Source organism: Serinicoccus kebangsaanensis (assembly GCF_008919445.1).
GTDB classification, from domain to species: domain Bacteria; phylum Actinomycetota; class Actinomycetes; order Actinomycetales; family Dermatophilaceae; genus Ornithinicoccus; species Ornithinicoccus kebangsaanensis.
Genome location: NZ_VSLG01000001.1, coordinates 263,770 through 276,985, shown reverse-complemented (window position 1 = coordinate 276,985; position 13,216 = coordinate 263,770). Strand labels below are relative to the sequence as shown.

At 70.1% G+C, this 13,216-nt stretch carries 12 protein-coding genes and 1 tRNA gene; all 13 read left to right on the top strand.

Translation table 11 applies throughout. The features are described 5' to 3' along the window. Positions 1-912: a segregation and condensation protein A gene (locus FXF60_RS01335; RefSeq protein ID WP_437440841.1), complete on the top strand. Its 912-nt coding sequence runs from the start codon at positions 1-3 to the stop codon at positions 910-912. Continuing rightward, entirely contained in the window at positions 896-1,540 is a 645-nt protein-coding gene (gene scpB / locus FXF60_RS01330; protein ID WP_437440840.1) for an SMC-Scp complex subunit ScpB, read from the top strand. The genes FXF60_RS01335 and scpB overlap by 17 nt, the downstream gene beginning before the upstream one ends. After that, positions 1,537-2,469: a pseudouridine synthase gene (locus FXF60_RS01325; protein WP_151523438.1), complete on the top strand. Its 933-nt coding sequence runs from the start codon at positions 1,537-1,539 to the stop codon at positions 2,467-2,469. Before scpB ends, FXF60_RS01325 begins: the two co-directional genes overlap by 4 nt. A gap of 104 nt (positions 2,470-2,573) precedes the next feature. Next, complete coding sequence (locus FXF60_RS01320) at positions 2,574-3,593, top strand: S66 family peptidase (RefSeq protein WP_151523437.1); 1,020 nt, start codon at positions 2,574-2,576, stop codon at positions 3,591-3,593. 127 nt (positions 3,594-3,720) lie between these two features. After that, positions 3,721-4,461, top strand: a complete 741-nt coding sequence (gene cmk, locus FXF60_RS01315; protein WP_151523436.1) for a (d)CMP kinase — start codon at positions 3,721-3,723, stop codon at positions 4,459-4,461. Positions 4,462-4,475: 14 nt separating this feature from the next. Further along, positions 4,476-5,327: a sulfurtransferase gene (locus tag FXF60_RS01310; protein ID WP_238335630.1), complete on the top strand. Its 852-nt coding sequence runs from the start codon at positions 4,476-4,478 to the stop codon at positions 5,325-5,327. A 3-nt stretch (positions 5,328-5,330) separates the two neighbouring features. Further along, positions 5,331-5,819 (top strand): SufE family protein, encoded by a 489-nt coding sequence (locus FXF60_RS01305; protein WP_151523434.1) that lies wholly within the window; start codon positions 5,331-5,333, stop codon positions 5,817-5,819. After that, on the top strand, positions 5,816-7,360 hold the full coding sequence (der, locus tag FXF60_RS01300) for a ribosome biogenesis GTPase Der (protein ID WP_238335629.1): 1,545 nt from the start codon (positions 5,816-5,818) through the stop codon (positions 7,358-7,360). The genes FXF60_RS01305 and der overlap by 4 nt, the downstream gene beginning before the upstream one ends. 65 nt (positions 7,361-7,425) lie before the next feature. Continuing rightward, positions 7,426-7,499, top strand: a tRNA-Pro gene (locus FXF60_RS01295). Between the two features lie 450 nt (positions 7,500-7,949). Then, positions 7,950-9,077, top strand: coding sequence for a toll/interleukin-1 receptor domain-containing protein (locus FXF60_RS01290; RefSeq protein WP_151523433.1), 1,128 nt, complete (start codon positions 7,950-7,952; stop codon positions 9,075-9,077). Positions 9,078-9,490: 413 nt separating this feature from the next. After that, the gene (locus FXF60_RS16410) at positions 9,491-9,649 is read left to right on the top strand and encodes a hypothetical protein (RefSeq protein ID WP_192796545.1); all 159 of its coding nucleotides are present in this window, start codon (positions 9,491-9,493) and stop codon (positions 9,647-9,649) included. A 51-nt stretch (positions 9,650-9,700) separates the two neighbouring features. Then, complete coding sequence (locus FXF60_RS01285; protein WP_151523432.1) at positions 9,701-11,671, top strand: BCCT family transporter; 1,971 nt, start codon at positions 9,701-9,703, stop codon at positions 11,669-11,671. Then, positions 11,658-13,205: a choline-sulfatase gene (gene betC, locus FXF60_RS01280; RefSeq protein ID WP_238335628.1), complete on the top strand. Its 1,548-nt coding sequence runs from the start codon at positions 11,658-11,660 to the stop codon at positions 13,203-13,205. Before FXF60_RS01285 ends, betC begins: the two co-directional genes overlap by 14 nt. The last annotated feature ends 11 nt before the right edge of the window (positions 13,206-13,216 follow it).

Here is a 13,216-nt window from a genome sequence, read left to right as displayed (position 1 = left end):
GTGCCGCCTGCACCGGCCCCCGAGACCGGGGCGACCGATCCGCACGCAGCGGCCGGCACCACGGGGGAGGAGACCCCGGGCGGGGTGCTGGTCAGCGGACGGGGCGGGTTCGAGGTCCATCTCGACGTCTTCTCCGGTCCGTTCGAGCTGCTGCTCGGCCTCATCGCCAAGCACAAGCTGGACGTCACCGAGATCGCGCTGGCCAGGGTGACCGACGAGTTCGTCGCCTACCTGCGCGCCGCGCAGGAGGATGAGGGTGAGTGGGACCTGTCGCAGGCGAGCGAGTTCGTCCTCATCGCCGCGACCCTGCTCGACCTCAAGGCGGCCCGGCTGCTGCCGAGCGCCCGCGAGGACGACGAGGAGGACCTGGCACTCATCGAGGCCCGCGACCTGCTCTTCGCCCGCCTGCTGCAGTACCGCGCGTTCAAGCAGGTCGCCGACGAGCTGCGGCTGCAGATGGAGGGCAAGGGCCGGATCTTCGCCCGGGACGTCGGGGTGGAGGAGCGCTTCGCCTCGCTGCTGCCCGATCTGGTGCTCACCGTGACCCCGGAGCAGCTGGCGATGATCGCCGGCACGGCGATGATCCCCAAGCCGCCCCCGGCCGTCGGGGTGGAGCACCTGCACGCCGCGCAGGTGTCGGTGCGGGAGCAGGCGTCCATCCTCGTCTCGCGGCTGCGCGACCGGGGGAGCGCCAGCTTCCGCGACCTGGTCGCGGACGCCGACACCACCTTGGTGATCGTCGCCCGCTTCCTGTCCCTGCTCGAGCTCTACCGTGACACGGTGGTCGCGCTGGAGCAGGACGAGGCGCTGGGCGAGATCATCGTCCGCTGGACCGGTCCGGACTCCGGGGAGGTCGGCGACCAGGTCGGGGCGGAGTTCGACGAGGAGGTGGCCGATGAGCCAGCAGGATGAGCAGCGCGAAGGGCCGATGGAGATCGCCGACCAGGTGGTGGAGACCGAGCAGGTGGCCTTCGACATCCACGACTTCCCGGGTGGGGCGAGGTCGGCGATCGAGGCGGTCCTCATGGTCATCGACGAGCCGGTGACCGAGGAGGCGCTGGCCAGCGCCCTGGAGCTGCCGGTCGACGACGTGGGGGCGGTGCTCGACGAGCTCGCCCAGGAGTATGCCGAGGCCGGCCGCGGATTCATGCTGCGCCGGCTCGGTGGTGGGTGGCGGGTCTACAGCCGGCCGGAATACGCACCGGTGGTGGAGAAGTTCCTCCTGGGTGGCCAGCAGGCCCGGCTCACCCAGGCCGCGCTGGAGACCCTGGCGGTCATCGCCTACCGGCAGCCCATCAGCCGGGCGAGGATCGGTGCCATCCGCGGGGTCAACGTGGACGGGGTCGTGCGGACCCTGCTGGCTCGCGGCATGGTCACCGAGACCGGTCAGGACCCGAGCGGTGGAGCGGTGCTCTACGGCACCACCGACCTGTTCCTCCAGCGGATGGGCCTGGACAGCCTCGACGACCTGCCGGCCCTGGCCCCCTATCTCCCCTCGGCCGAGGTGCTCGAGGAGCTCGCGTCGGAAGGACTCGCATGACCAGCGGCAAGCGCAACCCCGGAGGCCGTGGCGGCCAGGGCAGAGGCCAGCGGCAGGGCGGACGGCAAGGAGCCGGCCGGTCCGGACCGCGCGTCCCCGCCCAGGGCGGTGGCGCCGGCCCCCGGCGCGCCGGGGGCACCCGGCCGCCCCGCCGCCGTCGTCCGAGCACACCGCCGGACCCGGCGACCCGTGACGTGCACAGCCCGGAGGGGGTGCGGCTGCAGAAGCTGCTGGCCGGTGCCGGCTTCGGGAGCCGCCGCGCCTGCGAGAAGCTCATCGAGGAGGGCCGGGTCGAGGTCGACGGGCAGGTCGTCATCGAGCTCGGGGTGCGGGTCGACCCCGCCACCCAGACCGTGCACGTCGACGGCGACCGGGTCGTCGTCGACACCGACAAGGTCTACCTCGCCTTCAACAAGCCGGCCGGCGTGGTCTCCACCATGGAGGACGAGGAGGGGCGCCCGTGCCTGACCGACTACGTCGGTCATCTCTCGCACCGGCTCTTCCACGTGGGACGGCTGGACGTCGACACCGAGGGGCTGCTGCTGCTCACCAACGACGGTGACCTGGCGCACAAGCTGCAGCACCCGGCATACGGCGTGCCCAAGACGTATGTCGCCCAGGTCCACGGGGTCGTCGGGCCCGGCATCGGCAAGCAGCTCCGCGACGGCGTGGAGCTCGAGGACGGGGTCGCGAGGGCGGACAGCTTCAAGCTGGTCGACGATATCCCCGGTCACTCCATCGTGGAGATCGTGCTGCACGAGGGCCGCAAGCACATCGTGCGCCGGATGATGGAGGAGGTCGGCTACCCCGTCGAGGCCCTCTCCCGGGTCCAGGTGGGACCGATCAAGCTGGCCGAGCTGCGCCCCGGCAAGTACCGCGCCCTGTCCGCCGAGGAGGTCGCCCAGCTCTACCGCTCGGCGGGGGAGTGAGGTGTCGGCGTCGCGCCGGGCCGCCGAGGGGAGGGTCCCGTGGGAGTCGGGCATATCCCCGATATCCACGGGACAGACGTGACCCGGCGACCTAGTGTGGCCGGGTGAGACCGAGGTTCCCCGAGCCGCTGCGCCCGGGCGCCGTCGTCGGAGTGACGAGCCCCTCCGCGGGCGTGCCGGCTGAGCTGCACGCGCGCCTGGGTGTCGCGGTCGAGGCAGTGCGGACCCGCGGCTACGACGTCATCGTCGGCGGGTGCATGGACGGGACCACCCACGTCAGCGCCTCCGCCGCCGACCGGGCGGCGGAACTGCAGCGGATGCTGCTCGACCCGAGGATCGCCGCCGTGGTGCCGCCCTGGGGCGGGGACACGGCCATCGACCTGCTGCCTCTCCTCGACTGGGACGGGCTGGCCGCGGCGGAGCCGACGTGGATGGTGGGATTCTCCGACATCGCCACCATCATCACCCCGCTCACGCTCCGGGCCGGGTGGGCGACCATCCACGGGCAGAACCTCATGGACACGCCCTACTCCGTGCCGGACGGGATCGCGAGCTGGCTGGACCTTGTCGCCCTGCCACGCGGAGCGACCGTGCGGCAGACCTCGCCGGGGCGGTATCGCGAGGGCATCGTCGACTGGGTCGAGCACCCGGAGGACGACACCTACGCGCTCGACCTCGTCGGGGGCTGGACGCGCCTGGACGGCGACGGCGAGGTCGACGTCACAGGGCGGCTCGTCGGCGGCTGCATCGAGACGCTGGCGAACCTGGCGGGCACGGCATACCTCGACCCTCGTCCTCTGGCCAGCCTCGGGGATGGGCTGGTGGTCTACGTCGAGGCGGCGGAGCACGATGCCCTCACGATCTGCCGCAACCTGCACGGTATGCGCCTGGCCGGCTTCTTCGACGACGCCTCAGCGGTCCTCGTGGGACGGACGACGGCCCCGGATGGTGCCACCCTGACTCAACACGAGGCGGTCATGGACGCCCTGGACGGTCTCGGCGTCCCGGTGGTCGCCGACGTGGAGTGTGGCCACGTGGCGCCGCACCTGCCGCTGGTCAACGGGGCGCTCGCGCGGGTCGAGCACTCCGCCATGGGGTCCGTCGTGACCCAGACGCTGGCCTGACCCACCTCTGGGCGCCGGTAGGTCATCTGAGTGCCCTTTCGTGCAGGCTGCCGAATGACCTGGCGGCTCACGTGCAGGCGCACCGCAGTGGCCCGGAGCCCCGGTCCTGAGCCGTTAGGCTGGGTCGGTGCAGTCCAGCCCCATCACCGTCGCCATCGACGGGCCCTCCGGGTCCGGCAAGTCCTCCGTCTCCAAGGCGGTCGCACGCGACCTCGGGCTGGCCTACCTCGACACCGGCGCGATGTACCGCGCGGCCGCGTGGCACTGCCTCGACCAGGACCTGGAGCTGAGCGACCAGGAGACCGTGGCGCAGGCCGCGCGCGACCTGCCGCTGCGGATCTCGACCGACCCGGACGACCAGACGCTGCGGGTCGGCGGCACCGACGTCACGGACGCGATCCGCGAGACCCGGGTCACCTCCCAGGTCTCCGCGGTGGCCACCAACCTGGACGTGCGTGCGGAGATGCGCCGCCGCCAGCGCGAGATCATCGACGCCGCCCGGGCGGACCAGGGAGGCATCGTGGTCGAGGGCCGGGACATCACCACGGTGGTGGCTCCGGACGCCGAGCACCGCATCCTCATCACCGCCTCCGAGGAGGCGCGCCTGGCCCGCCGCTCGACCGAGCTGCACGGTGGGGCCGACGCCGACCAGGTCGCCGCGACCCGCGACCAGATCGTCCGCCGCGACCAGCTGGACTCGACGGTGAGCGCCTTCATGGAAGCCGCGGACGGGGTCGTGACGTTGGACACCTCAGACCTGTCCTTCGACCAGGTCGTCGCGGCGGTGCTCGGCCTCGTCCAGGGCGAGGTCGAGCCGCACCGGCGCGCGGACGAGCGCGCCCCGCATACCCCTGACGTCCAGAGCTGATGCGAGGAGAAGACATGAGCGAGAAGATCGACGCCTACGCCCACCCCGAGCGCCTGGTCACGACCGACTGGTTGGCGGAGCACCTGGCCGACGACGACGTGGTGCTGCTCGAGTCCGACGAGGACGTCCTGCTCTACGACACCGGCCACATCCCCGGCGCCCTCAAGCTCGACTGGCACACCGACCTCAACGACCCGCTGACCCGCGACTACGTCGGTGGCGAGCGGTTCGCGCAGGTCATGGGCGAGCGCGGGATCGGGCGCGGCACGACCGTGGTGATCTACGGCGACAAGTCCAACTGGTGGGCGGCCTACGCGCTGTGGGTGCTCACCCTCTTCGGCCACGAGGACGTCCGTCTGCTCGACGGCGGCCGGGCGAAGTGGGTCGAGGAGGGCCGGGAGCTGACCACGGAGGTCCCCGAGGTCACGCCCGTCGACTACCCGGTCGTGGAGCGGGACGACAGCGCCGTCCGTGCGTTCAAGGCCGACGTCCTGGACCACCTGGGGCAGCCGATGGTCGACGTCCGCAGCCCCGGCGAGTTCTCCGGCGAGCTGCTGCACATGCCCGACTACCCGCAGGAGGGCGCCATGCGCGGCGGCCACATCCCCGGGGCGAAGTCGGTGCCCTGGGCACGTGCGGCCAACGAGGACGGGACCTTCAGGTCGCGCGAGGAGCTGGAGCAGATCTACCTCACCGAGCAGGGCCTGGACCCGTCCGACGACGTCGTCGCCTACTGCCGGATCGGTGAGCGCTCCAGCCACACCTGGTTCGTGCTCACCCACCTGCTGGGCTTCGGCACCGTCCGCAACTACGACGGCTCCTGGACCGAGTGGGGCAACTCGGTCGGCGTGCCGGTGGAGCGGTGAGGTATGCCTGAGCAGACCGACAGCGATCGCGCCGACCTTCCAGAGGCGATGGCCGAGCTCGCCGAGGACTTCCACGCGGTCAGCCAGCCGGAGCGCCTGCAGCTCCTGCTCGAGCTGTCCCGCGAGCTCCCCGCGCTGCCCGAGCGGTACGTCGGACAGCTGGACAAGATGGAGCGGGTGGACGAGTGCCAGTCGCCGCTCTTCCTCGCGGTCGAGGTCGAGGACGACGCCGACCGGACGGTCCGGCTCTTCTTCGACGCCCCTGCCGAGGCACCCACGACGCGCGGCTTCGCCGGGATCCTGCACGAGGGCCTGGACGGGCTGACCGCCCGGCAGGTGCTCGACGTGCCCGACGACGCGCCCTACCGCTTCGGGCTCGCCGAGGCCGTGTCGCCGCTGCGCATGCGCGGGATGGTCGGCATGCTGGGCCGGATCAAGCGCCAGGTGCGGCTGCGGTCCGAGGCGCTGAGCGCCGCCGGGGAGAGCGCATGACCGGGCACGACCCGACCGTCGACGACACCGACCACCCGGTCGAGGTGGAGTGGACCGGCGGTGACCCGGACGGCATACCCGACCTGGAGCCGAGCGACCAGGACGAGGCGCTGGAGCAGGCCCTCCTCGCCGGGCTGGACGACTTCGAGCTGTCCGAGGAGGACCAGGCGCTGGTCGAGCGCGGCGAGCTGCCGGAGGACTCCGCGCAGGACGCCGGCGGGCGCCCCGTGGTGGCCGTCGTCGGACGACCGAACGTCGGCAAGTCGAGCCTGGTCAACCGCGTCCTGGGGCGGCGCGAGGCCGTGGTCGAGGACGTCCCCGGGGTGACCCGGGACCGGGTCGCCTACGACGCCGAGTGGTCCGGACGTCGGTTCACCCTGGTCGACACCGGCGGCTGGGAGGTGGACGCGACGGGGATCCACCTGCGGGTGGCGGAGCAGGCCGAGGTCGCCGTGCAGCTGGCCGACGCGGTGATGTTCGTCGTCGACGCGACCGTCGGCGCCACCGACACCGACGAGCAGGTCGTGCGCCTGCTGCGCCGGTCCGGCAAGCCGGTGGTCCTGGTGGCCAACAAGGTCGACGACCAACGCTTCGAGGCGGACGCGGCGATGCTGTGGAGCCTCGGGCTGGGCCAGCCGTGGCCGGTCTCGGCGCTGCACGGCCGCGGGTCCGGCGACGTCCTGGACGCCCTGCTGGACGTGCTCCCGGAGCGGTCCGCCGTCGTCGGCACGGCTCCGGAGGGCGGCCCGCGTCGCGTCGCGCTGCTGGGTCGGCCGAACGTCGGCAAGTCCTCGCTGCTCAACAAGCTCGCCGGCGCGGACAGGGTGGTGGTCGACGACGTCGCCGGCACGACCCGTGATCCTGTCGACGAGCTGATCGAGCTGGGGGACGACGGGCGGGTATGGCGCTTCGTGGACACCGCGGGCATCCGGCGGCGGGTGCACCAGACCAAGGGCGCCGACTTCTACGCCTCGCTGCGCACCCAGGCGGCCCTGGAGAAGGCCGAGGTGGCCGTGGTCCTGGTCGACGTGTCCGAGCCGATCGCGGAGCAGGACATCCGGGTGATCCAGCAGGTCGTCGACTCCGGTCGCGCCCTGGTCGTCGCCTACAACAAGTGGGACACGCTGGACGAGGAGCGCCGCTACTACCTGGAGCGGGAGATCGAGCGGGAGCTGGTGCAGATCACCTGGGCACCGCGGGTCAACATCTCCGCCTCGACCGGACGCAACGTGGCCAAGCTCGTGCCGGCGCTCGACACGGCGTTGGCCTCCTGGGACCGGCGCATCCCGACCGCCAAGCTCAACGCCTTCCTCGGCGAGGTCGTGGCCGGTCAGCCGCACCCGGTCCGGGGCGGGAAGCAGCCGCGGATCCTCTTCGCCACGCAGGCGGACACCCGGCCGCCGAGGTTCGTGATCTTCGCCTCCGGCTTCATCGAGGCGGGCTACCGCCGCTTCCTCGAGCGTCGCCTGCGCGAGCAGTTCGGCTTCGCCGGCACCCCGATCGAGATCTCGGTCCGGGTCCGGGAGAAGCGTCGCCGCTGACCCAGCCGTGCGATTGGGTCGGCAAGGGCGGGATGGGCTAACCTGATCCTCGCCCAAACGGGCCTCGGGCTGTGGCGCAGTTTGGTAGCGCACTTGACTGGGGGTCAAGGGGTCGCAGGTTCAAATCCTGTCAGCCCGACCGAGAGAAGTAGCAGTTCAGAGGCGGTTTCGGAGAGATCCGAGGCCGCCTCTGGTTGTGTCCAGTGGTCGTCTGACAGCAACAGTGACAGCACGGCGTTCGTGTGGCTGGGATACGTGCAGGGCTGCCAGGCATGTTCGGGGCTAAGGGGCCCTCGCGCCGGAGGGCGGGGACTCCGTCGCCGTGGATGGGGTCTGTCTCTGGCAAGTCAGCAGGGGCGCCTCCTGCACAACGGGAGGCCGTCGTCGCCCCTGACGACGTCGCCGTCGTGCAGGGATCATGCCGACGAGGCTCGGGGAGCGGAGGTTATGCGAGACGGTGTGAGGCGCCCTATGGGGAGCCGCGGTGTCTGCCAGCGCGTCCCCATGACCGTAGTGTCGTCAGCGCAATACTGGGTCAGTCCGTTGTTTCAGAGGGCGCCAGTGAAGAGTCTCGGATAGCGTGATCTGCATGTCACAGATTGGGTTTTGGTCATACGTACGCGCCGATGATGAGACCGATATGGGTCGCATTGGACTCTTGTGTGAGGACGTGACTCGGCACTATCAGAGCGAAACGGGGGAGTCTATTGGGATCTTTCGAGATCTCAGCGAAGACGGGTTAGGTTGGGGAGACGATTGGCAAGAGAAAATCAACCACACTCTGTCCAACGTAGCATTCTTCATCCCAATCATCACTCCAAGCTTCTTCAAGAGTGCCTCCTGTCGGAGCGAACTCCAATTCTTTGCGGCGCGCGCGGAGAAGCTGGGGATCACAGAGTTGATCATGCCCATTCTCTACATTCCGGTGCCCGCGATGGAGGCAGAAAGCCCAGAAGATCCGCTTGTGGCAATGATCAAGCGGTATCAGTGGACGTCCTGGGGAGACCTCCGGTTCACCGATCGTGAGAGTGGGAAGTACCGCGCTGCCGTGAATGGCCTCGCTCGGTCGTTGATGGAGCGTGTAGCGCACTTGGCCGAGCCAGAGGTCGTGGCAGCGGTAGAAGCCGCGGTCCGCGAGGGTAAAGGTGACGATGGTCCCGGCGTCCTCGAAAGGTTGGCGAGCATGGAGGAGGCCTTGCCACGCCTCGGTGAAACGGTCACGAAGATCAGCGGTGCCGTGAGGGACATCGGAGGCGTGATGCACGAGGGGACCGCTTCGATCGAGGCTGGCGTTGGTGCGGGCAAGGGCTACGCGGCAAGGTTGACCGTTGCGCGTCGTGTGGCACTGGAACTTGAAGAGCCAGTCACGAGGGTCGAAGTCCTGGGACAGGATTTCACATCAGACCTGGCGGACATAGATGCCGGACTGAGGGTCTTCTTCCAGCAAGTTGAAGAGCAAGGGATACCTGACGAGAATCTCCCCGATGCACGTCGGATGGGAGAAAGCCTCGTTACCCTCGCAGATGTGACCGAAGAGAGTATGGCGTCAACGCAGAAGATGATCGACGCTATTCAGCCTGTCGAGTCCATGTCTCGTGATCTTCGTGGGCCGATGCAGAGGCTGCGTGCTGGACTAGTTGCAATGGTGCAGGCGCGCGAGACGACAAGGGCCTGGGCGGATTTGGCAAACGAGCACGGCCTTGTCGACGGGGACTGAGGTCCGTCGCAGGCACAGTCTCCAGACCCGTACCCATGCGGAGTGGCTATTCGGACCGATCGAGGAGCCGGGGTGGGGGAGGGCGTCACCCCCCACCCTTCGGCGGGAACTTGGCCAGTCCGGTGACGCCAAGACGGCGGGGGTTCGGGTCGTGGCGGCGGCGGGATGCGTGCCCGTATCAAAGTGCGCTCGTCCGGCGCGGCCGTCCACGCGGAGCCCGTGCGGCAGAGCGTGTGAGCGTCGTGGCGCGCAGTGTGGCGTGGTGCTGTGGGAAGGTGCAGGTCAGGGGCGGCTTTGACGTCTGTCGGAGCCGCCTCTGGCATACCCGTCCCCGCACGGATCCACCGTCCGGTCCGTCTCCACCCGGGGCGTCACCCGTGACAGGACACCGCAGTCGCTGTAGGTTGCGGCGCATGCCTGGGCCGGAGAACGCAGACGTCACCTCATCGCTGCGTCGTCCGGTGTGCGTGCCCGGGCCGTGCAGCGGGCACCTGGCCACCCGGCCCACGATCGGGTTCGCCGACGACTCGTGGTCGCTGGCGGCGATCGGGTGGTGGGGCGGCGAGCCCTGATCGGGCGCGACACCGACCCGCCCACCACCCACCTCCCGAGGGGACCCGCCCATGACCACGGAGCAACGACCAGCAGCCCAGAAGATCGGTGACGAGGCCAGGCGCGCGGGCAAGAGGCTCGGCCGCCTCGACTACCAGCGCCCGGAATACCCGCACGGCATCCACCCCGCCCTCGTCCCCGGCATCTCGATCGACGAGCAGCGCCGACGTTACGGCCTGAGCAAGACGGTCTTCGTGCTCGCCGGGGTGCTGACCGTCATCTTCGTCATCTGGGGGGTCGCGGACCCCGAGGGCGTGGCCACGGTCGCGCAGGCCGCCTTCGACTGGTCCACGAGAAACGTCTCGTGGCTGTTCAACAGCGTGGCGATCATCCTCCTGCTCGTGCTGCTCGGGATCGCCTGCTCGCCCTACGGACGCATCCCGCTGGGCAAGGACGGGGAGGAGCCGGAGTTCAGCACCTTCGCCTGGGTCTCCATGCTCTTCGCCGCCGGGATCGGGATCGGGGTGCTCTTCTTCGGTCCCTCCGAGCCGCTCACCTACTTCGTCAACCCGCCACCGCTCACGGCGGAGCCCGAGTCCACCGAGGCCCTGCACGGTGCGCTGGCGCAGACCTACTTCCACTGGGGGTTCCACGCGTGGGCGATGTATGCCCTCGTCGGGGGAGCGGTGGCCTACTCCGCCTACCGGCGCGGCCGGAGCCTGCTGATGTCCTCCGTCTTCCGGTCCATGTTCGGGGCGCGGCACACGGACGGGTTCGCCGGCAAGCTGATCGACTCCTTCGCCATCATCGCGACCCTCTTCGGCACCGCGGCGGCGCTCGGGATCGCGGCCATGCAGATCGGCACCGGCGTGAGCATCGTCACCGGGGTCGGAGAGCTCACCAACACGGTGCTGATCGTCATCCTGCTGGTCCTGACCGGTGGTTTCATCGTCTCGGCGGTGTCCGGCGTGGCCCGGGGGATCCGCTACCTGTCCAGCATCAACATCGTGCTGACCGTCGGCATCGTCGGGATCGTGCTGGTGCTGGGGCCGACCCTCTTCCTGCTCAACCTGCTGCCGTCGGCGATGGTCGAGTACACCGGCTCGATGTTCGACATGATGGGCCGGTCGCTGTCCTGGGGTGAAGAGACGCAGACCTTCCAGTCCGCATGGACGGTCTACTACTGGGCCTGGTGGATCTCCTGGTCCCCCTTCGTCGGGATCTTCATCGCGCGCATCTCCCGTGGTCGCACGGTGCGGCAGTTCCTGCTGGGGACCATCCTCATCCCCTCGACCATGCTGTTCGTGGCCTTCGGCGTGATGGGCGGGACGTCCATCTGGATGTACCGCGAGGGACTGCCCGGGTTCGCCGCCGACCTGGCGCCGGCCCAGGTCTTCTTCACCATGATCGACAACCTGGACTACGTCGCCTGGGTGCCCTACGTGGCGATCGTGGTGCTGTCGATCTTCTTCATCACCTCGGCCGACTCGGCCTCCGTGGTGATGGGGATGCTGTCCAGCCGGGGTGACCAGTCGCCGCGGCGCGGGGTGGTCGTCTTCTGGGGGCTCGTGATGTCCGGCATCGCGGTCGTCATGCTCTCGCTGGGCGACGCGACCGCGCTGCAGGGGCTGCAGCAGCTGGTCATCGTCACCGCGGTGCCGTTCGCGATCGTCATGCTGCTCATCGTGGTCGCGTGGTTCCGCGACCTGCGCACCGACCCCACCACGCTGCGGCACCTGTATGCCCAGAGCGCCATGCAGCACGCCGTCATCGAGGGGGTGCAGAAGCACGGCGACGACTTCTCGCTGCAGGTCGGCAGGGCCGGTCCGGGAGACGGTGCCGGCTCCCACATCGACTCCGAGGACGAGAGCTACACGGACTGGTACCAGCGCCGGGACGAGGACGGTGAGCCGGTGGGCTACAGCTACGAGACCGGCGAGTGGGAGGACGGCTGGACGCCCGAGGGCGAGGACCCGTCACCTCCCGAGGAGGATGGCAAGACCCTCCCCGTGCCGGAGGACGCACGTCGTGCCGAGGACTGAGCGGCGCGGTGCGCCGAACATCGTCCTGATCCAGGCCGACCAGCTCGCACCGCACTACATCGGTGCCTACGGCGACGAGGCGGCGCGCACCCCGCACATCGACGAGCTGGCGCGCGAGGGTGCGGTCTTCGACCGGGCCTACTGCACCACACCCCTGTGCGCGCCCTCGCGTGCCTCGATGCTGACCGGCCGCCTGCCCTCGGACCTCGGGTGCTACGACAACGGGGACGACTTCGCGGCGACCGAGCCGACGTTCGCGCACCTGCTGCGCTCCGCCGGGTACCACACCGCCCTCGTGGGCCGGATGCACTTCATCGGTCCGGACCAGCACCACGGGTTCGAGCAGCGGCTGACCACCGACGTCTACCCCGCCGACCTCGACATGGTCCCCGACTGGGACCGGCCGTTGGACCAGCCGCTGCAGTGGTACCACGACGCGGCGCCCGTCTTCGACGCCGGGGCGGCCGTCGCCACCGTCCAGCAGGACTTCGACGACGAGGTCGTCTTCAGCACCCTGCGCCACCTCAACGACCGGGCCCGGGCGGACCAGGCGGCGGGGGAGCGGCAGCCGTTCCTGCTCGTGACCTCGTTCATCCACCCGCACGACCCGTACGAACCACCCGCGGAGCACTGGGAGCGGTTCGCCGACGTCGACATCCCGGCACCGGCCCACCCCGAGGTGCCGGAGCCGGACCCGCACAGCCACCGGCTGCGGCAGATGTGCGGCTTCGACCGCCGTCCGCCGGGTGCGGACGACACCCGCCGGTCGCGCCGCGCCTACTACGGGGCGGTGAGCTATGTCGACGACATGGTGGGGCGGATCCGGGCCCGGCTGACCTCGCTGGGGCTGGCCGACGACACGGTGATCATCGTCACCAGCGACCACGGCGACATGCTCGGCGAGAAGGGCCTCTGGTTCAAGATGTCGCCCTACGAGCAGTCCTCGCGCGTCCCGATGATCGTGCACGGCCCCGAGGGGCTCGTGCCGCAGGGGAGGTTCGCCAACCCGGTGAGCCTGCTCGACGTGCTCCCGACGCTGCTCGAGCTGGCCGGCGAGGAGCCGGCCGACGAGAGCGACACACCGGTCCGGGGGGTGTCGCTGCTGGAGAGCGCCCGTCGCGAGCGGCGCGGCGCCCGGCCCACCGACCGGGACGTGCTCGTGGAGTATCTCGCCGAGGGCACCCACCGCCCCCAGGTCACCCTGGTCCGTGGCCCGTTCAAGCTGGTCGTGTGCCCCGGCGACCCGGACCAGCTCTTCGACCTCGACACGGATCCGGACGAGCTGCGCAACCGCGCCGACGACCCGGATCTCGCCGAGATCGCGCTGTCCCTGCGCGCAGAGGTGGAGGGTCGCTACGACCTGGCGGCACTGGAGGACTCGGTGCGGTCCAGCCAACGGCGACGCCGGGTCGTCGCCGAGGCCCTCAGCACCGGTCGCCCGCGACCGTGGGACCTGGTGCCGGAGGCGCAGCAGCGCTACGTGCGGGGTGACTTCTGGGACGCCCTCGGCTACGGTCAGGTTCGCGCCGACTAGGCAGGGCACGT